Below are 19,165 nucleotides of genomic sequence, written 5' to 3'. Positions count from 1 at the left end.
CATCGCCGGCGTCGCAACGGCCACGTTCAGGACAACGATGTGGAGGCACGGGGTGGATGCTCCCCTCAGCCTGGGACGCGCCGCGCTATCGTTTCCGGTAATGCCTGACGGCCCGCAGGCCGGGTGCCGCGGACGCGGAAGTGTGAATGCTGGAATGCGAAGGGGCTTGGATGGCTGAGGGACTGACACTAGGCCAGTTGGAATGCCTGTTTACCGGCTCGGTGTGGGCCGAGGGGCCGGTATGGGTGCCCGGCTCACGCACTGTGCGCTGGAGCGATATCCCCAACAACCGCATCCTCGAATTCAACGCAGCTACGGGAACCACCAGTGAGTACGCGGTGGGGGTCGAGTTCACCAACGGACGGACGCTTGATGCCGACGGCAGCGTTGTACAGTGCAGCCATGGCCGCCGCCGTGTCGAGCGGGACCGGGAGGGCACCGTGACTGGACTGGTGGATTCCTTCCGCGGCCGTCGACTGAACTCACCCAACGACGTCGTGGTTTCGCGTGACTCCAGCATCTGGTTCACCGACCCGCCCTACGGAATTCTTCCGGGCACCACGGAGGGGCACGAGGGTGAGCAGGAGTACGGTGGCTGCCACGTGTTCCGCTTCGAGCCTGTTGCCGGCACCCTCACTGCCGTGGTCACGGACCTCGTATACCCGAACGGCCTGGCCTTCTCGCCGGACGAGTCGGTCCTCTACGTTGCCGACACCGCAGGGCCACGCCATGGAGTGCCGCTGAGGATCGTCGCCTATGACGTGGGCGGCAGCGTATGCAGGCGCCGGAAGACCGCCGTCGAGCTTGAAGACGGCCACGCGGCTGACGGCCTGCGCGTTGACGTCCACGGGAGGATCTGGACCTCCGCCGGACCCGCAGTCCGGGTCTATTCGCCGGGCTTCGAACTCCTGGGGACCATTTCCGTGCCCGAGACGGTATCAAACCTATGCTTCGGAGGCCCGGACGGCCGGGACCTTTACATCACCGCGACCACCAGCCTCTACCGGATCCGCACCACCACCCGGGATGCGGCTGCCTTCACGTTTGATCCCACCGCCAACTGAACACGAGGAAAACCATGCAATACAGAACCCTGGGCCGCAGCGGTACCGTCGTTTCCACCTACGCGCTGGGAACCATGACATTCGGTGCCGAGGCCACCGAGGAGTCGTCACACGCAATCCTGGACAGCTACTTCGCTGCGGGCGGCAATTTCATCGACACCGCCGATGTCTACAGCAAAGGTGTTTCCGAGGAGATCATCGGCCGCTGGCTTGCCAACCGGCCCGAGGAGAGGGACAGCGCGGTGGTGGCCACAAAGGGCCGCTTTCCAATGGGCACGTCACCGAACGACGTCGGAACGTCCCGCCGGCGTCTGACCCGCGCCCTGGACGATTCCCTCCGCCGCCTGGGCGTGGACCAGATCGACCTGTACCAGCTGCACGCCTGGGACCCGATCACACCGCTGGAGGAGACGCTGCGCTTCCTGGAAGACTCTGTCAGCCGCGGCAAGATTGCCTACTACGGTTTCTCCAACTTCCTGGGGTGGCAGCTGACCAAGGCCGTCCACGTTGCCAGCGCCCACGGCTGGAACCTGCCGGTGACCCTGCAGCCCCAGTACAGCCTCCTGGTCCGTGAGATCGAATCCGAGATAGTTCCGGCTGCGCTCGACGCGGGGATTGGCCTGCTGCCGTGGTCTCCGCTCGGCGGCGGGTGGTTGTCCGGCAAGTACAAGAGGGACCAGGCCCCCCAAGGTGCCACGCGCCTTGGCGAGAACCCCCAACGCGGCATGGAGGCCTGGAAGGCGCGCAATGACAATCCCCGTACCTGGGCAGTCATCGATGCCGTGGAAGGCATCGCCGCCGCCCGCGGCATCAGCCCTTCCCAGGTGGCGCTGGCCTGGCTGGCGGACAGGCCGGCGGTCACGTCGGTGATCCTGGGGGCGAGGACAACCGGACAGCTCGCGGACAACCTTGCTGCCGCCGACGTGCAGCTCACCCCTGACGAAACCAGCCGGCTTACCCAGGCCAGCGAACCACAGGCCGGCGTCTATCCCTACGGCCCCCTGGCGCAGGAGCAGCGGAGCCGCAGGATTGAAGGGGGAAGGTAGCGCCTAGCGGATCACGCGGTAACGCACATGCGTGACCAGGCGCGTTCCCAGCACTTCCGTCGGTTCCAGCCGCAGGTTCCCGACGCCGTCCAGGAGCCGCTCGCCCGCGCCGAGGGTCAGCGGGGCGATGTGCAGCCGCAACTCGTCGATCAGGCCGGCTGAAAGGTATTGGCGGGCAGTCTCTGCGCCGCCGGCAACGGCGACGTCCTTGCCGCCCGCAGCCTCGCGCGCCTGCGCCAGCGCCGATTCGATGCCGTCACTGACGAAATTGAAGGTGGTGCCACCCTCCATCTCCAAGGGTGCGCACGGGTGGTGCGTGAGGACAAAGACGGGAGCATGGTAGGGCGGCTCCTCGCCCCACCAGCCGCGCCAGTCCTTATCCCACGGCCCCGCTCCGGGACCGGCGAACATGTTGCGGCCCATGATGTAGGCACCCGCGGAGAGGATGCCCTTCAGCGCTTCGGCGTTGGCCTCGGCTTCTTCGAACTGCCACCGGTGCAGGTCCTCGCCACCCTCGCCCAACGGGTTGTCCGGTGTCTGGTTGGGGCCGGCGAGGAATCCGTCGAGGGATACGGTCAGATCGCACGTGACGCTGCTCATGGTTTCCTTAAGGGCACTTGGGGCGGGCGGGTTAGCGCATGATGGCGGCAACTGCACTGATTTCGATCAACGCGCCGGGCACGCCCAGCCCGGCCACGCGGGCGCCGGTCACCAAAGCCGGTTCATCGGACGCCAGCGCCGGCGCGATCGCGCCATAGGCCGCCGCAAGATCGACGCCGTCCACGAAGAGCACTGTCCACTGCACGACGTCGTTGACCGTCGCTCCGGCGGCTGCGAGGGCAATCTGCGCGTTGTCCACGGCGCGGGAAGCCTGCAGTGCCACATCGCCCTCGCCAATCAACGTCCCGCCGGCGTCGACGGCGTTCTGGCCGCCAATGTAGATGGTGGTGGCGCCCGGCGGGACGACGGCGACGTGGCTGAAGGCCGGGCTCGGGATGAGCCCTTCGGGACGGATCCGCTGAATGCGTTCCATCCGCACATGATCTCACGCCAGCCGGCGGAGGGGGAGTCCGCCCGGAAGGGGGTGGCCGGCAAACCGCCCTGGTCACCTGCCCCGGGCAGGCCCTTGAAGGCCTGGCCGCAGCAGGGATAGCATGGCCCGCACCTGCCGGCAAAGGAGAAGGCCATGGGCGAGGCAACCCCGAAGGCGCCATCAGCAGAGCTGATGGTTGACTTCATCATTTCCCTGGATGGGTATGCCTCTGCTGAGGGATGGCCCGGGTGGTGGGGACTGGAGGGGCCGGAATACCTGGCCTGGCTGGACCAGGAAGGAACGAAAGACCGTACGTACCTCCTCGGCGCCAATACCTACCGGCTCATGTCCGGCATGTCCGAGGCCGCAGCCGGCGGCTCAGCGTTCTCGGAGGAAGAGGGGGCCAGCCTCACCGGACTCGCCGCAGTGCCGAAGGTTGTCTTCTCCTCCACGCTCCAGGGGCCGCTGGGCTGGCCGAACTCGGAGTTGGTCAACGCTGACGCCGTTGCGGCAGTGGCGGACATGAAACGGACCAGTACCCGGCCCCTGAGCACGCTCGGCAGCCTGCGCCTCTGCCGGTCGCTGCTGGCTGCGGGCCTGGTGGACAGGTTCCGGCTGGTGGTTTTCCCGCTGATTACAGGGCGGACCGGCCGGGAGCGGATCTACGACGGCTATCCCGACATCGCACTGGAGCTGGTGGACAGCCGGACGTTTGACGGAAGGCTGCAGCTGCTCGAGTACGTTCCCACCGTCCTGGAGGGGCCGCCGCAGTAGATTACGACGGCGGCGGCGACGTACCTGCCTGGGACGGGGCACACTTGATGGCATGACTGATTCGGCTGCTGTGACCACCCGGCATTCAACCGTTGAACAGTGGACGCGCGCCCTGGCGGAGTCTAAAGGCTCGCCCGGCGGAGGGGCCGGGACGGGAGTGATGCTGGCCATTGCAGCGTCGCTGGCGTCAATGGTCGCCGGCTATACGGAACCCAAAGAGCACCAGGGGGCGGAACTCGCCGCCCTCCACGAGCGGGCCGGCGCCCTTCGGGCGGATGCCCTCAAGTTGGCCGACGACGATGCTGCCGCCTCCGAAGCGTTCGGCGCCGCCTTCCGGCTCGAAAGGGGCCCGGAACGGGACCGGGCGATACACCGGGCCTCCGTGGACGCCGCCAAGGCCTCGGCCGTGCTGGGCGAAAGGGCCGTTGCTGGCATCGATGACCTTGGCTGGCTGGCCTCCAACGGGAACCCGGCGCTCATCGCCGATGTCGTCGTCGGATTCGGCGCTTTAAGGGCAGCGGTTGCGGGGGCACGTACGAACGTCAGTTTCGACCTCGCCACACTGAGGTCTGCCGGTGCCACGCTGGACCAGGTCAGGGAACAGCACCCGGCGCTGTGGTCGGCAGTGGAACAGCTTACCTCGGCGCTCGAACGTATCGACCAGCTCACGGCTGCGGTGGATCACCGTGCCGCCCCCACCGACGCCGGCTGAACCGCCGCACTTACCGCCGCCGTCGTAGGCTGGAAGCGGCACTGTCCTGGCTGCTCCGGGAACAGCTTCCCGACGGCGGGTGGAACTGCCAGCCAAGGAGGACAGGCACCAGCCGCACGACCACCCTGCGGTGCCTCCGCGCGCTCCGCTGGTGGGACAGTACCTGCGTGCCCGGGTAAAACGCGGGGCCCAAACCAGCGGCCACGGGAGCGCCGCGCCGGTCCACTCGCCGAAATCGCACTCGACCAGCCCGTCCTCGTGGATCACGGAAAGGCCCGGGCGTGATGCGGTGGGTTCCGCCGTCTCCCTGGCTCCAAAGGGCTCCGCAGGGCGTTCCGACACCAGGCGGGCCTGCGCCACGCCCCGCTCGGACAGGGCAGCCGCCGTGGAACGGGTGTTTGGCGAAAGTCCTCGATTCACGGCACGGGAGGGGGCTACCGTGGAGGGGTGACTGATCGTCCCGATATCTTCACAGTTGGCGAGCTGCGTGCCGCCGGCCACGCCCGCAAGGACCTCCGCCAGGAAATCCGAGACAACCTCCTCGCCGCGCTCGCCGCCGGGAGGGATCCCTGGCCGGGTTTGTACGGGTTCAGCCGGACCGTCATTCCCCAGCTGGAGCGCGCCCTGATTGCCGGGCATGACGTGGTGCTGCTCGGCGAGCGCGGGCAGGGCAAGACCCGCCTCCTCCGCACCTTGGCCGGGCTGCTGGATGAATGGTCGCCAGTCATCGAGGGCTCGGAACTGAACGAACACCCCTTCGAGCCCATCACCGAGCACTACCGCGCCCTCGCCCTCACCGAGGGTGACCGGCTGCGGGTGGCGTGGCGCCACCGCTCCGAGCGGTATGTGGAGAAGCTGGCCACGCCGGACACGTCCGTCGCTGACCTGATCGGCGACGTGGACCCGATGCGCGTGGCCGAGGGCCGCCGCCTCGGGGATCCGGAGACCATCCATTACGGCCTGGTTCCGCGTTCCAACCGGGGCATCATCGCCATTAACGAACTGCCGGACCTTGCGGAGCGGATCCAGGTGTCCATGCTGAACGTGATGGAGGAGCGCGACATCCAGATCCGGGGCTACGTGCTCCGCCTGCCGCTGGACGTGCTGGTGGTGGCGTCCGCCAATCCGGAGGACTACACCAACCGGGGCCGGATCATCACGCCGCTGAAGGACCGCTTCGGCGCCGAGATCCGGACGCACTACCCGATAGAGCTCGACGACGAGGTGGCCGTCATCCGGCAGGAGGGGCAGCTGGTGGCCAACGTCCCGCCGGTCATCCTGGAGATCCTGGCCCGCTACACCCGCGCGCTGCGGCAGTCCCCGGCGATCAACCAGACTTCAGGGGTTTCGGCGCGGTTCGCCATCGCGGGCGCCGAAACAGTGGCTGCTGCAGCGCTCCGCCGGGCCAGTGTGCGGGGCGAGGCCGAGGCCGTGGCCCGGATAGTGGATCTGGGGACAGCGGTGGAAGTCCTTACCGGCAAGATCGAGTTCGAATCGGGGGAGGAAGGCCGCGAGCAAGCCGTCCTTGACCACCTCCTGCGCACAGCCACTGCCGAGGCGGTGCGCGCCCACTTCCAGGGCCTCGATCTCGGCCCGCTCGTGGCAGCGCTCGACGGGCACACTACCGTCACCACCGGAGAGCACGTCACCGCGCAGGAGTTCCTCGGGAACCTGCCGTCCCTGAATGGATCAGGCCTTTACGACGAAATCGGCACCCGCCTCGGCGCAAAGACAAAGGGCGAGCGCGCCGCAGCGATTGAACTCGCCCTGGAAGGCCTCTACCTTGCCCGCCGGATCTCCAAGGAGTCGGACGACGACGAAACGGTCTACGGATAGGGCACCATGGACATCCATCACCACTCCGCCCGGTACGGCCGGTACACCGGTGGGCCCGACCCGCTTGCTCCGCCCGTTGACCTTGCGGAGGCGCTGGACGCCGTCGCCGAAGACGTGATGGCAGGCTACTCACCCCGCCACGCCCTGCAGGAGTTCCTCAGGCGCGGCGGCCGGAGCCGGGAAGGCCTGGACGACCTCGGCCGGCGCGTCCAGCAACGCCGCAGTGAACTGCTCGGCCGGCACCGGCTGGACGGAACCCTCAGCGAGGTCAGGCAGCTCTTGGATACCGCCCTCCTGGAGGAACGCAAACAACTCGCCCGCGACGCGATGATGGACAACACGGACCGTGCCTTCCGGGAGATGCAGCTCCAGAACCTGCCCCAATCCACCGCGGCGGCCGTCAACGGGCTCGCTTCCTATGATTGGCAGTCCGGCGCCGCCAGGGAAGCCTACGAGCGGATCAAGGACCTGCTGGGCCGCGAGGCCCTGGACCAGCGCTTCGCCGGCATGAAGCAGGCGCTTGAGAACGCCACGGAAGAGGACCGGGCAGCCGTCAGCGGTATGCTCCGGGACCTGAACACGCTGCTGGACAAACACCGCCGCGGGCAGGACACGGAGGCTGACTTCCAGGAGTTCATGGCGCGGCACGGCCACCACTTCCCGGAAGATCCGCAGTCCGTGGAGGAGCTGATTGACGCACTGGCCAAGCGGGCAGCTGCGGCCCAGCGGCTCCTGCAGTCCATGTCGCCGGAGCAGCGGGAGGAGCTGATGCGCCTGTCCGCACAGGCTTTCGGGTCGGCGGAACTGATGGCCCAGCTCGACCGGCTCGACGACACCCTTCGGGCACTGCGTCCCGGAGAGGACTGGACCGGGTCGGAGCGGTTCGAGGGGCAGGAGGGGCTGGGCCTCGGCGACGGCACCGGCGTCCTCCAGGACATCGCGGAACTGGACGAACTCGCCGAGCAGCTTTCCCAGTCCTACAACGGATCAACGCTCGACGACCTGGACCTGGATGCCCTGGCCCGCCAGCTTGGGCAGAACGCCGCCGTCACCGCACGCACGCTGGCGGAGATCGAGCGGGCCATGCAGGACGGCGGGTACCTGCGCCGTGGCGCGGACGGGGACCTCCGGCTTTCGCCCCAGGCCATGCGGCGGCTCGGGAAGTCACTCCTGCGGGATACCGCGAAACAGTTGTCCGGCAGGCAGGGGCGCAGGGACACCCGCGTGGCGGGAGCTGCCGGCGAGCAGACCGGCTCCAGCCGCCAATGGGAGTTCGGGGACGCCGAGCCCTGGGACGTCACGCGCACGCTGACCAACGCGATCAGCCGTACCGCGGCCGACGGCGGGACCCCGGGCGCCGGACTCCGCCTCACCCCCGCGGACATCGAGGTGAGCGAGACAGAGGCCCGCACCCAGGCCGCCGTCGTCCTCCTTGTGGACGTTTCATTCTCAATGGCCGCCGAGGGGCGGTGGGTGCCCATGAAGCGCACTGCCCTGGCGCTGCACCACCTCGTGTCCACGCGCTTCCGCGGGGACAGGCTGGAGCTGATCACGTTCGGCCGCTATGCCCAGGCGATGGATATAGGCGAGCTCACGGCCATGCCTCCCCGGCGTGAACAAGGAACAAACCTGCACCACGGATTGCTGCTGGCCGGCCGGTTCTTCCGCAAGCATCCCTCCATGCAGCCCGTCCTCCTGGTGGTGACCGACGGCGAACCCACCGCCCACCTGCTTGCGGAAGGCGAGCCGTGGTTTTGCTGGCCGCCGGACCCGGAAACCATCCGGGTGACGGTGGCGGAACTGGACCGGCTGGGCCGCGCCGGCACCCAGGCCACGTTTTTCAGGTTGGGCAACGACCCCAGCCTGGAACGGTTCGTGCAGCGCCTGGTGCGCCGGGTGGACGGCCGCGTGGTGGCACCGGAGGCCGGGGACCTTGGAGCCGCGGTGGTGGGGGAGTACCTGCGTGCGCACTTCCGGGGGCGCGCGTTCGGCGACTCCGACTGGGCTTCCTAGCGGGACGCGGCGGGTGCCCGGTCCTGGACGCCGGACATGGAGAACCGCGGAATCATGGGCCGGAGTTGATGGCCCCGCAGGGCTGATCCATGTGAGGATCGGGGTATGCCTGACCGCCTGATGCTGCTGGACACTGCCTCGCTGTACTTCCGCGCCTTCTACGGAATGCCGGATACGATCCGGCGGGGGGACGGCACGCCAGTCAACGCCGTCCGGGGACTGCTGGACATGATTGCGCGGCTGACCACTGATTATCAGGCAACGCACCTGATCGCCTGCTGGGACGATGACTGGCGCCCGCAATGGAGGGTAGACCTTCTCCCCACGTACAAGGCCCACCGGGTGGCGGAGGCCGTCGCCGGCGCACCGGACGTCGAGGTGGTTCCGGATGCGCTTGAGGCACAGCTTCCGATGATCCGCCGGGTGCTTGAGCTTGCCGGCATCGCCATTGTAGGCGCGCCTGACCACGAGGCCGACGACGTCGTGGGCACCTACGCGAGCCACGCGGACCTGCCAGTGGATGTGGTGACCGGAGACCGCGACCTCTTCCAGGTCTGCGACGACGAACGGCAGGTCCGGGTGATCTACACTGCCCGCGGCATGAAGAACCTCGAAGTCATCACCGAAGAAGTGGTGGTGGCCAAGTACCGTGTGCTGCCCCAGCAGTATGCCGACTACGCCACATTGCGCGGCGACGCCTCGGACGGGTTGCCGGGCGTCGCAGGTATCGGCGAAAAGACGGCAGCGTCGCTGCTGCTCAAGCACGGCACCCTGGAGGGGCTGCTGGAAGCGGCCGGACATTCCGGCAGCGGACTGTCCGCCCCGGTGCGGGCCAGGTTGGCCGCCGCCGCGGGCTACCTCTCGGTTGCCCCCGCTGTCGTCAGGCTCGTGCGGGACCTGGACCTGCCGAGCCCCGAACAGGCTGGCGCCAAGCTAAGCCCCGTTTCGGGGGAGCCGCGCACCGAACTGGAACGCCTTGCCACCGAGTGGAACCTGGGCGGCTCGGTCCGGCGGCTTTTGGCGGCCCTCGACCTGCGGCAGTAGGGACTGCATCAAAGGAAGGCTGCGACAGCGCGTTGTGGCGAAGCGGCAGCCTTCCCTGCAGTTCCTTTTCCGGCGCTCCCTCAACGCACCAATCCGCACACTGCCCCTTGCGTCCCGCTTGCGTAGTCCAAAACAGGTAGTAAGCTTGCTGACCAATACTAGTAAGCTTGCTGATTAGTCGGAGAAGCGGGAGCAGGTCGAAAACATGAGTGCAGTTATTGGTGGTGCCATCTGGTCCCTGGTGGCCGCTGCCGGAGCGGCGCTGGCCGCCAGCGCGCCTTTCGGTGCTGCAGGCCATGGCGGCCAGTACCTCGCAGGTCATCTGCTCCTGGGCCTGGGACTGGGCCAGTTGCTCGCCGCGCTGCTTCGCGCGGCCGGGCGCCGGGTTCTCCTGAAGGCCCCGCGGACAACGCCGGTATTCGTGGCAGCGGTTCCGGGAGAGGCACCTGCCGCGGCCCGGCCAGTAAAAGCGGCTGTCCCTGCAGCAAACATCGAAACCACTGCCGTGACGGTCCTGCGTCCCAGGCCGTCCGCCGTCGTGCCGCTGCGGGGCAGGCATGCCGCCTGAGGTTCCAGGGCCCCGACACACGGGCAGGGCTATCCCGGTGCCCCGATGGCGGAGGGTTTGGGGCGCACTCGCCGCAACTATTGCAGCCGCCGCCCTGGCGGCCGGAGCATTCTTTGTTTCCTCTGGTCTTCGCGGGTCCGGCTCGGAGGAGGCGACCCTTCAGGGCTTGCAGATCCGCGTGCTCAACGTGAGCCAGGCCGCCGCAGAGAACAGGCTGGACGGCGCCCTTGCTGCGTTGGATGCGCTCGAAAAGGACCTGGAATCTGCCGCCGGAGGGGGCTTGGTGTCAGCGTCCAGGTACCGCGATATCGAAGCTGCGCTGACGGCGGTCCGGGCGGAGATCAGCCGCCACATTGAAGCCCAGGCCGCCGCGGCTTCCACAGCCAAGGCGGCTGCAGTGGCAGCCGAGCCCCCCACGGCGGACGCCTCCGGTGCGCAGTCACAGCCCGTCCCGCCCCAACCGGAAGAGCCCGCCGCCGCCCCTGTGCCCGAATCGGCACCCCAGGGACCGGAACTGCCTGATGCCGCCAAGGATTCCAAGGGCAAGGCAAAGGGGACGGGAAAGCCTTAATCCCGGTGTCCGGCCACGCTTCCGTCCCGGCAGTAGCGAAATTCCGGGCAAAATGGAGTGATGACTTCTCCGAGAGGCCGGAAGGCGCCGCCAGCCGGCAAAGCCTTCGACCTGGCGGCCATCGGCGCCGGTCTACCCTTTGCTGACTCGCTTGCGGCCTTGGCTGAAGCCCTGGGCGACGGCGTTGCCGGAGGAAGAGCGGGTGCCGGAGGAGCAGCAGTAGTGCAGGCACCGCCGGGAACAGGCAAGACCACACTGGTGCCGCCGCTCCTCGCCAACCTACTTGCAGCCGCCACCAGCCAGCCGGGCCGGGTGGTGGTCACCCAGCCGCGCCGCGTCGCCGCCCGTGCCGCCGCCCGCAGGCTTTCAGCCCTGGACGGCAGCCGGTTGGGAACCCGCATCGGGTACACCGTCCGGGGCGAACGCCAGGCAGGACCCGAAACCCTCATCGAGTTCGTCACGCCCGGCATCCTGCTGCGCCGCCTGCTGGCCGCTCCGGACCTCCCCACGGCGGGCGCGGTGGTCCTGGACGAGGTCCACGAACGCGGGCTGGAAACGGATCTGCTCGTCGGCATGCTCGCTGAGGTCCGCCAGCTGCGCGGCGACCTGGCCGTCGTCGCAATGTCCGCCACCCTCGACGCACCCCGTTTTGCCGCCCTGCTGGGTGATCACGACGGCGGCGGGCCGGCTCCCGTCGTCGACTGCCCCTCCGTGCTCCATCCCTTGGACCTAGAGTGGCGGCCGGCCCCTGCCGCCAGGCTGGACGGGAGGGGAGTGGCGTCCGCGTTCCTGGAATTCGTGGCAGGGACGGCCGCGGAAGCCCACCGGCGTGTGCTGGCACAAGACGGCGGCACCGACGCACTGGTCTTCCTGCCCGGGGCGAGGGAGGTTTCCCAGGTGGCGGCGAGGCTCCGCAGCCTGGTTGGCCCAGGGATCGACGTGCTGGAACTCCACGGCCAGGCAGGGGCAGCCGAGCAGGACCGCGCAGTCTCCGGCCGCGGGCCGGGCGACACCGCCAGGATCATCGTCTCGACAGCCCTTGCCGAGTCTTCGCTGACCGTCCCCGGCGTCCGGCTGGTCGTTGATTCAGGGCTTGCCCGTGAGCCGCGGCGTGACGCCGGGCGGGGGATGAACGGACTGGTCACGGTGTCCTGCTCCCGAGCCTCTGCGGAACAGCGTGCCGGGCGGGCTGCCCGCCAGGGGCCGGGGACCGTTGTCCGCTGCTACAGCCAGCAAGCCTTTGGCGCCGCACCGGCCCATGTGACCCCGGAAATCAACGTGGCGGACCTGACGGGCGCCGCCCTGTTGCTGGCGTGCTGGGGGTCCCCCCGGGGGAAGGGCCTCCCGCTGCCTGACGTGCCGCCGCAGCAGGCCATGGATGATGCGATGGAAGTCCTGGCGGAGCTCGGGGCAGTGTCCGGCAGCGGCCAGGCCACGGGTGCGGGCAGGATACTTGCCGGCATTCCCGCCGATCCGCGGCTGGGCCGTGCCCTGCTCGACGGCGCGGCTGCCGCCGGCCCCAAGGCGGCGGCGGAGGTGGTGGCCGCCGTGGCGGGTGATGGCCGCGCTCCGGGCGCTGACCTGGTGCGGCTCATGTCCCGGCTGCGCAGTGACGGCGGGCCGGCCGGGCGGCGTTGGGCGGAGGAGAGCCGCCGCCTCGAGGCGCTGGCCGGCCAGGCGGGCCCGCTGTCCGAAGCTCCCGCGCTTCCTGCCCTCGCTGGCGGTGCTGAGGTGGTGGGCGCCGTCGTCGCCCTTGCTTTTCCCGACCGTGTGGCACGCAGGGTCCCTGGCGACGGGCCGGAGCGCTACCTGCTGTCATCCGGGAGCCGGGCCGGGTTGCCGGCCGGAAGCAGCCTGGCAGGGCACGAATGGCTGGCCGTTGCTGAGGTGTCCCGCGCCGAAGGCAGGGACTCCGCCGGCACCGGAGCCGTGATCCGCGCCGCGGCTCCGCTCTCGGCCAGCCTTGCCGAGGCTGCTGCGTCACACCTTCTGGCTGAGGCCGTTGAGGCCGCCTTCACGCAGGGACGGGTTACCGCCCGGAGGGTCCGGCGATTGGGCGCTATTGGGCTCGCGTCCACTCCCGTGCGTCCCTCGCCCGCGGAGGGCAGGGCCGCGGTAGCAGCAGTGTTGGAGAAGGAAGGGCTTTCCGCCCTCAAATGGTCGACGCCGGCAGTATCTTTGCGCAGCCGGCTCGCCTTCCTGCACCGCGAGCTGGGCGGCCCGTGGCCGGACGTGTCGGAGGCGGGGCTCCTTGCCCGGCTGCAGGACTGGCTGGGATCCGAGCTCGAGGCGCTTGCAGGGGGCGCGGACGCCAGCACCATAGACCTCACCGGGCCGCTCCGGCGGCTGCTTCCCTGGCCGGAGGCGGCCGGGATGGACGAGCTCGCCCCGGAATGGCTGGAAGTCCCCAGCGGCTCCAGGGTGCGGATTGAGTATCCGGAATCCACAGCGGGGACGGAACGGCCCGTGGTTGCCGTCAAACTCCAGGAGTGCTTCGGGCTGGCGGCGACGCCCCGCCTGGTCCATGGCCGGGTACCGGTCCTGTTCCATCTGTTGTCACCGGCCCGGCGGCCACTCGCCGTCACCGACGACCTGACATCTTTCTGGTCCGGACCCTACGCACAGGTCCGCGCCGAGATGAGGGGGCGCTATCCCAGGCATCCCTGGCCGGAAGATCCCTGGACCGCACCGGCCACCGCACGGACCAAGCAGCGGAAATAGCAGGCTGCCGCGTTCGCCTACCCGGGCGCACGGCCCCGCGTGAGATCTCCGATACACGCCTGTTACTTACAGTCGACGCCCTGAAACATGCACAGCATAGGCTCGTTTCCACTTGGACAGTGTTGTCCTCAACAGGAAACGGAAGGACGTAAAGATGTTTCTCTTCAACAGCCTCAACCTCTTGCTCGACGGCCGGCGCAGTGATGACAGCCGGTCACACGGCGGCGGCAGCGGACAAACCGAATTCCCTGAAGGCCAGCTCAGTTCTGCAGCCTGGGAAGGCTGGTGGCACGAGGAAGCCGCCTGACAGCCGGACACCCTGGCCGCCTGGTTCCGTGCAGCGGCCCCGATCAAAACGGCGCTTCCGATCAGCCGGGCGCGCGGATGAAGCCAGCCACCGGCTCCGCAAGGGACGCGCCCACTTCCGTGGCTGACCGCTTCACGCCGGCCACCGCAAACGAATGGTCGCCGCCTTCCACCCACTGCAGGACAGCTGAGGGTCCTATCCGGCGCACCACGTCCTCGAGGATGCCGGGAGTGGCGAACGTGTCCCGGCTGCCCTGCAGGAACAGCATGGGTGAAGTGATGCCGTAGAGGTGTTCATCCCGGACTTTCTCGGGCTTTCCCGGCGGATGCAGGGGATACCCCAGGTAGACCAGTCCTGCAGCCTCCATCCCGTCCGCCACGGCCATCGAGGCCATCCGTCCGCCGAAGGACTTGCCTGCCGCCCACATCGGGCCGGCGCCGCCGTGTTCCGCCGCCTGGCCTGCCGCTGCCGCCATGGCTGCCCGCCAGGCTGCGATCGCCGTGGGCGGGCGGTCCGGGAACTTCCTGCCGGCCTCCCGGTAGGGGAAGTTGAAACGTAGGGTGGCGAGGCCAAGGGCGTTCAGGGCGTCGGTGAACCCGCACAGGAAGGGATGCTCCATGCCCGCACCGGCACCGTGCGCCACCACCACGGTCGCGGACGGGCTGTCAGGGCGCGCGTAGGCGCCGGAGACCATGACGTCACCCACCGGGATGCTGAGGGTGGTTTCAGAAGCTGGCATGTGTCCATCATGCCGGACCGGCCGCCCAGATCTGCCGGGCTCCTGTTGCCGGGGTGTACGTTGTCCCCATGGCGAGCGAACAGACCACCCTCACAGTCCAGGGTCCGAACGGCGAACGGGAGATGCGCATTTCCAGCCCCGGCAGGGTCATCTGGCCTGAGCCTGGAATCACCAAACTCGACCTCGCGCAGTACATCTGCGACGTTGGGGATGCGTTCATCGCTGCCAACGGCGGCAGGCCCGTGGCCCTGCAAAGGTTCTCGGGCAACATCGAGGGCGGGATGTTCTTCTCCAAGAACCCGCCGAAGGGCGCACCGGCGTTCGTCCGGTCCACCAACGTGGTTTTTCCGAGCGCGCGCTCCCATCCCATGCTGATCCTCGACGAACCAGCAGCAGCTGTATGGGCGGTGCAGATGAACACCATCGTTTTCCACCCCTGGCCCTCCCGCGCGGAAAACACGGACAATCCCGACCAGCTGCGCATCGACCTCGACCCGCAGCCGGGAACCGATTTCGACGACGCCATCCCTGCCGCGCTGGCGTTGAAGGAGGTCCTGGCTGAGGCGGGCCTTGACTGCTTCATCAAGACCTCAGGGAACCGCGGGCTGCATGTTTATGCGCCCGTTGAGCCCACCAGGGAATTCCTGGACGTCCGGCATGGAGTCATCGCCGCGGCCCGGGAACTCGAGCGCCGGATGCCGGAAAAGGTCACCACCGCCTGGTGGAAGGAAGAACGCGGCGAGCGGGTATTCGTGGACTTCAACCAAGCCAACCGGGACCGCACCATCGCCGGCGCCTACAGCCCACGGCCGCTGCCCCACGCTCCGGTGTCCTGCCCGATCACTTGGGACGAACTGGAAAGCGCGGATCCGAAGAACTTCACCATCCTCACAGTCCCGGACCGGCTCAAGACGCTCGGCGACCCCTGGGCGGACATGGGCAGGAACCCCGGAACCATCGACAGGCTCCTCGAGTGGTGGGAGCGTGACCTCAAGGCCGGCCTGGGCGAGCTTCCCTTCCCGCCCGACTACCCCAAGATGCCGGGCGAGCCGCCCAGGGTGCAGCCAAGCCGGGCGCGCAAGCAGGAGTAGCCGGAAGGGGAAGGCGACACCCGTCGTCGCCCACGTCCTTACCCAAGCGCGCTTTCGCAGCAGCTATTCGAAGCGGGACGGATCCCCGGTGCCGCGCCGGACAACCTCTGCCACGCCGCTGGAAAAGTCCACCACGGTGGTGGGTTCTGATCCGCAGTCGCCCGCGTCGATCACGGCGTCCACCTGGTGGTCCAGGCGCTCCTTGATCTCCCACCCCTGGGTCAGTGGATCCTCCTCGTCGGGGAGCAGCAGGGTGCTCGAAAGCAACGGCTCACCGAGCTCTGCGAGCAGTGCCTGTACCACCCGGTTGTCCGGAATCCTGACGCCAACCGTCTTCTTCTTCGGATGCAGCAGGCGCTTCGGAACCTCCTTGGTGGCCGGCAGGATGAAGGTGTAGCCGCCCGGGGTGACGGCCTTGATGCTGCGGAAGACATCGTTGCCGATGTGCACGAACTGGCCCAACTGGGCGAAGTCACGGCAGACCAGCGTGAAGTGGTGTTTGTCGTCCAGCCGGCGGATGCTCTTAATCCGGTCCAGGGCGTCCCTGTTGCCTATTTGCGCGCCAAGCGCGTAGCAGGAGTCCGTGGGATAGGCGATCAGCCCGCCGTCGAGCACTATCTTGACTGCCTGGGTGATGGCGCGGGGCTGGGGGTCCTGGGGGTGCACGTCAAAGTATCTGGCCATGCCCCTGAGCCTACGGCCCGGCACGGCGTTGCGCACCACCGTCCGGCATCCCCTACCACCCGCCCTTCGTTTGAGGCAGGATGTTGTCTGGTTCCACCATGTTCCGTCCCCATTCAAGGAGATCCGCCATGCCGACCACCCTCAACCCCTACATCAGCTTCCGCGACAACGCGCGCGAGGCGATGACCTTTTACCAGGCCGTCTTCGGCGGTGAGCTGTCCCTCAGCACTTTCGGGGAGTTCCAGGCCAGCGACGATCCGGCCGAATCGGACAAGATCATGCACGGCATGCTGACCGCAACCCAGGGGATGGTGCTGATGGGGGCGGACACACCGAACAGCATGGGGTACACGCCGGGATCATCCATCTCGATCTCCCTCAGCGGTGACGATGAAGCGGAACTGCGCGGCTACTACGAGAAGCTCAGCGGCGACGGCGGAACGGTGACCGTTCCAATGGAGCAGGCGCCCTGGGGTGACATCTTCGGGATGTGCACCGACCGGTTCGGCGTGGCCTGGCTGGTCAACGTTAACAACCCCGCGGGTGCAGCGGGAGCACCCTAGGCGGCTCTTCCTTACCTGGCGCTGCCGTGGCCGGGATTGCCATCAGGGAGCCGGGCTCCTTGAGGACAATGGGGGCCGGTGCGAGGATGTAGGCGTGCAGTCAGTCGTCAGATTCAGCGGCCCGGAACATGGGCGGCTCGCCACCGCCCCGCAACCGGGCTTCCGGCAGCGCTAGGTTCCCGGTTCGGCCCGGCATGGCCCGCACGCTCTATCTCGACGTCGACGGCGTCGTCTGTCCGTTCGGGCCAGACGGAGCCAGCTCTTGGCGATCCGGCTGGAAGTACGCCGATGCGGGCCTCCTGCCCGTGGCCTATGCGCCGGAACTCGTGGACGGGCTGAACGACATTGCCGCGATGCCGGGGGTGCGCTGCGTCTTGCTCACCAGCTGGGAAGAACTTGCCCCGCAGTACCTCTGCCCGGCCATCGGCCTGGACGGGGCACGGTGGCCCTACCTGACTTCAGCCGGGACAGGCTCGGGGGAAGGCTGGTGGAAGCTTCGTGCAATCCAGGATGACGTGGAAGCCGCCAGCCCTGGGGGCGTCGCTTGGATCGATGACCAGCTGGCCTTCGAGGCGGATGCCCAGTCCTGGATCAGGCTCCTCGGCCGGCGCATCCTGGCCGTTTCCCCCGATCCGAGACGCGGCATCTCGCCCCCAGAACTTGAGCGGATACGGTCGTTCCTCGGACAGCCGTTGTTTTTGACCTGATGTTGGGTACGCGTACGATCGATAAGGTTTCACGCCGGCCTGGTTAACGCCGCAAGTCATTCCAAGCGAACAGCTGGTGAATAACCTGGGTAACGCAGCCGGGGAAAAAGAAACTGCTGGACGTCGACTCTGCAGATTGGGCAACAGGTGGATATCACCTTCATGGTGGCGCTGGTCATCGCACTGGCACTTTTTTTCGATTTCACTAACGGCTTCCACGACACCGCGAATGCCATGGCCACGCCCATCGCAACCGGCGCCATCAAGCCAAAAACCGCGGTGACGCTCGCAGCCATCCTGAACCTCGTGGGTGCATTCCTTTCCACGGAGGTGGCCAAAACGGTCTCCGGCGGAATCATCCGTGAGGGATCGGACGGCGTCCAGATCACGCCGGACATCATCTTTGCCGGCCTGATGGGTGCAATCCTTTGGAACATGATCACCTGGCTCAAGGGCCTTCCCTCGAGTTCTTCACATGCCTTGTTCGGCGGGCTCATCGGTGCCGCCATTGCCGGCATCGGCTTTAACTCCATCAACCTTGAAGGCCTCCTCCAGAAGGTCATCCTCCCGGCGATCTTCGCACCGCTTATTGCCGGCGTCGTTGCCTACATCTGCACGCGCCTCGCCTACGCGCTGACCTCGCGCCACGACCCCGAAACCGGGAGCAAGCTCACCCAGAAGCGCGGCGGCTTCCGGACCGGCCAGATCTTCACGTCCAGCCTGGTTGCACTGGCCCACGGCACCAACGACGCCCAAAAGACCATGGGCATCATCACGCTGGTCCTGATTGCCGCCGGAACCCAGGACGCCGGTTCAGGCCCCCAGTTCTGGGTCATCGCGGCCTGCGCCCTGGCCATCGCCGTCGGCACGTACGCTGGCGGGTGGCGCATCATCCGCACTATGGGGGCCGGTCTCACCGAGGTTAAGCCCGCCCAGGGCTTCGCAGCCGAGACCAGCACGGCGTCCGCCATCCTTGCGTCCTCACACCTCGGCTTTGCACTCTCCACCACCCAGGTTGCGTCCGGTTCCGTCATCGGCTCCGGCATGGGCCGCAAGGGAACCAGCGTGCGCTGGAGCATGGTGGGTAAGATCGCACTGGGCTGGCTCTTCACCCTCCCCGCCGCCGGTATTGTGGGGGCGTTGACCGCCCTGCTCGTCAAGACGGGCGTGGTTGGCGTTTTGATCGCCGCCGTTGCCGGCACCGCAGCCGTGCTGCTGATGTTCTTCTACTCACGCAAATCCGCCGTCGGCCATCACAATGCCATCGAGGTGGAAGAGGCCGGACAGGCCGTGCGTTTTGCCAAGAAGAAGGCCCTGGCACGTGCCCACGCGCGCGCCAGGGCCAAGGCAAACACCCAGCCCATGGCGAACATCCAGACCAGGCCAACCGCCCAGCCCGATAACGAAGCCCAAGCCGGCACTCAGGCGGAAGCCGAAGCCGTCGACACGAAGGATGCCCAACGATGAAGTGGTTGGAACTGCTTACCGTAGCCGGTGCCACGCTGGCGGCTGCTGTGACTGTGGTGGTCCTCTATTCCCTGGGCGTCAGGCTGACGGCCATCGCCGGTGACCCGCAGCAGGTGTCACCGGGCACCAAGCGGGCCTTCGCGTACGTCTGCTTCGGCCTGTGCGGCCTGGCAGTGCTCTTCGGGCTGTACCTCATCATTCCGTACTTTTCCGGCTGACCCCGCC

Annotated in this window: 20 protein-coding genes and 1 pseudogene; 16 read left to right on the top strand and 5 right to left on the bottom strand. The window is 67.8% G+C overall.

The window, feature by feature from the left end; genetic code table 11:
• Window positions 1-170 precede the first annotated feature (170 nt).
• On the top strand, window positions 171-1,064 hold the full coding sequence (locus Q9R30_RS14700) for an SMP-30/gluconolactonase/LRE family protein (RefSeq protein WP_311218019.1): 894 nt from the start codon (window positions 171-173) through the stop codon (window positions 1,062-1,064).
• Window positions 1,065-1,078: 14 nt separating this feature from the next.
• A complete protein-coding gene (locus Q9R30_RS14695; RefSeq protein WP_311218018.1) occupies window positions 1,079-2,110 on the top strand; it encodes an aldo/keto reductase in 1,032 nt (343 codons plus the stop codon).
• Window positions 2,111-2,113: 3 nt separating this feature from the next.
• Here Q9R30_RS14695 and Q9R30_RS14690 read toward each other — a convergent pair whose 3' ends face one another.
• A complete protein-coding gene (locus Q9R30_RS14690; RefSeq protein ID WP_311218017.1) occupies window positions 2,114-2,710 on the bottom strand; it encodes a dihydrofolate reductase family protein in 597 nt (198 codons plus the stop codon).
• 31 nt (window positions 2,711-2,741) lie between these two features.
• Window positions 2,742-3,143: a RidA family protein gene (locus tag Q9R30_RS14685; RefSeq protein WP_311218016.1), complete on the bottom strand. Its 402-nt coding sequence runs from the start codon at window positions 3,141-3,143 to the stop codon at window positions 2,742-2,744.
• Between the two features lie 153 nt (window positions 3,144-3,296).
• Between Q9R30_RS14685 and Q9R30_RS14680 the strand changes: the two genes are divergently transcribed.
• Both Q9R30_RS14680 and Q9R30_RS14675 read left to right on the top strand, forming a co-directional pair.
• Window positions 3,297-3,917: a dihydrofolate reductase family protein gene (locus tag Q9R30_RS14680; RefSeq protein WP_311218015.1), complete on the top strand. Its 621-nt coding sequence runs from the start codon at window positions 3,297-3,299 to the stop codon at window positions 3,915-3,917.
• 52 nt (window positions 3,918-3,969) lie between these two features.
• Window positions 3,970-4,629: a cyclodeaminase/cyclohydrolase family protein gene (locus Q9R30_RS14675; protein ID WP_311218014.1), complete on the top strand. Its 660-nt coding sequence runs from the start codon at window positions 3,970-3,972 to the stop codon at window positions 4,627-4,629.
• Window positions 4,630-4,854: 225 nt separating this feature from the next.
• Here the strand turns inward: Q9R30_RS14675 and Q9R30_RS19370 are convergent.
• Window positions 4,855-5,049, bottom strand: a pseudogene (locus Q9R30_RS19370) (histidine phosphatase family protein); the annotation flags it as partial.
• Between the two features lie 27 nt (window positions 5,050-5,076).
• On the opposite strand from Q9R30_RS19370, the gene Q9R30_RS14665 reads away from it, so the two are divergent.
• The 7 genes from Q9R30_RS14665 to Q9R30_RS14635 all read left to right on the top strand — a co-directional run bounded on the left by Q9R30_RS14665 (window position 5,077) and on the right by Q9R30_RS14635 (window position 13,689).
• A complete protein-coding gene (locus tag Q9R30_RS14665; protein WP_311218013.1) occupies window positions 5,077-6,465 on the top strand; it encodes a sigma 54-interacting transcriptional regulator in 1,389 nt (462 codons plus the stop codon).
• 6 nt (window positions 6,466-6,471) lie between these two features.
• Entirely contained in the window at window positions 6,472-8,478 is a 2,007-nt protein-coding gene (locus Q9R30_RS14660; RefSeq protein ID WP_311218012.1) for a VWA domain-containing protein, read from the top strand.
• Between the two features lie 105 nt (window positions 8,479-8,583).
• Window positions 8,584-9,522 carry a 5'-3' exonuclease gene (locus Q9R30_RS14655; RefSeq protein WP_104997872.1) on the top strand — a complete coding sequence of 313 codons (939 nt, stop codon included), beginning with the start codon at window positions 8,584-8,586 and terminating at the stop codon, window positions 9,520-9,522.
• 205 nt (window positions 9,523-9,727) lie between these two features.
• On the top strand, window positions 9,728-10,090 hold the full coding sequence (locus Q9R30_RS14650) for a hypothetical protein (RefSeq protein ID WP_311218011.1): 363 nt from the start codon (window positions 9,728-9,730) through the stop codon (window positions 10,088-10,090).
• Between the two features lie 166 nt (window positions 10,091-10,256).
• A complete protein-coding gene (locus tag Q9R30_RS14645; protein WP_311218010.1) occupies window positions 10,257-10,661 on the top strand; it encodes a hypothetical protein in 405 nt (134 codons plus the stop codon).
• Between the two features lie 60 nt (window positions 10,662-10,721).
• On the top strand, window positions 10,722-13,382 hold the full coding sequence (hrpB, locus tag Q9R30_RS14640; protein ID WP_311218009.1) for an ATP-dependent helicase HrpB: 2,661 nt from the start codon (window positions 10,722-10,724) through the stop codon (window positions 13,380-13,382).
• 154 nt (window positions 13,383-13,536) lie between these two features.
• Complete coding sequence (locus Q9R30_RS14635; protein ID WP_199775375.1) at window positions 13,537-13,689, top strand: hypothetical protein; 153 nt, start codon at window positions 13,537-13,539, stop codon at window positions 13,687-13,689.
• 61 nt (window positions 13,690-13,750) lie between these two features.
• On the opposite strand, the gene Q9R30_RS14630 is transcribed toward Q9R30_RS14635, so the two are convergent.
• Window positions 13,751-14,428 carry an alpha/beta family hydrolase gene (locus tag Q9R30_RS14630; protein WP_311218008.1) on the bottom strand — a complete coding sequence of 226 codons (678 nt, stop codon included), beginning with the start codon at window positions 14,426-14,428 and terminating at the stop codon, window positions 13,751-13,753.
• A 68-nt stretch (window positions 14,429-14,496) separates the two neighbouring features.
• Between Q9R30_RS14630 and ligD the strand changes: the two genes are divergently transcribed.
• Window positions 14,497-15,519 carry a non-homologous end-joining DNA ligase gene (gene ligD / locus Q9R30_RS14625; protein ID WP_311218007.1) on the top strand — a complete coding sequence of 341 codons (1,023 nt, stop codon included), beginning with the start codon at window positions 14,497-14,499 and terminating at the stop codon, window positions 15,517-15,519.
• A gap of 63 nt (window positions 15,520-15,582) precedes the next feature.
• Here the strand turns inward: ligD and Q9R30_RS14620 are convergent, their stop codons facing one another.
• A complete protein-coding gene (locus Q9R30_RS14620; RefSeq protein WP_104997877.1) occupies window positions 15,583-16,203 on the bottom strand; it encodes an L-threonylcarbamoyladenylate synthase in 621 nt (206 codons plus the stop codon).
• Between the two features lie 128 nt (window positions 16,204-16,331).
• Here Q9R30_RS14620 and Q9R30_RS14615 point away from each other — a divergent pair, with 128 nt between their 5' ends.
• The 4 genes from Q9R30_RS14615 to Q9R30_RS14600 all read left to right on the top strand — a co-directional run bounded on the left by Q9R30_RS14615 (window position 16,332) and on the right by Q9R30_RS14600 (window position 19,158).
• Window positions 16,332-16,766, top strand: coding sequence for a VOC family protein (locus tag Q9R30_RS14615; RefSeq protein WP_311218006.1), 435 nt, complete (start codon window positions 16,332-16,334; stop codon window positions 16,764-16,766).
• Window positions 16,767-16,960: 194 nt separating this feature from the next.
• Window positions 16,961-17,473 (top strand): HAD domain-containing protein, encoded by a 513-nt coding sequence (locus tag Q9R30_RS14610; protein ID WP_311218005.1) that lies wholly within the window; start codon window positions 16,961-16,963, stop codon window positions 17,471-17,473.
• A gap of 147 nt (window positions 17,474-17,620) precedes the next feature.
• On the top strand, window positions 17,621-18,940 hold the full coding sequence (locus Q9R30_RS14605; protein WP_104997880.1) for an inorganic phosphate transporter: 1,320 nt from the start codon (window positions 17,621-17,623) through the stop codon (window positions 18,938-18,940).
• Window positions 18,937-19,158 carry a hypothetical protein gene (locus Q9R30_RS14600; RefSeq protein ID WP_104997881.1) on the top strand — a complete coding sequence of 74 codons (222 nt, stop codon included), beginning with the start codon at window positions 18,937-18,939 and terminating at the stop codon, window positions 19,156-19,158. The genes Q9R30_RS14605 and Q9R30_RS14600 overlap by 4 nt, the downstream gene beginning before the upstream one ends.
• The last annotated feature ends 7 nt before the right edge of the window (window positions 19,159-19,165 follow it).

The sequence above is a fragment of the Arthrobacter sp. AB6 genome (genome assembly GCF_031844545.1).
GTDB lineage: Bacteria > Actinomycetota > Actinomycetes > Actinomycetales > Micrococcaceae > Arthrobacter.
Note: the sequence above shows the minus strand (reverse complement) of the source record. Positions and strands in the feature narration are given on the sequence as shown.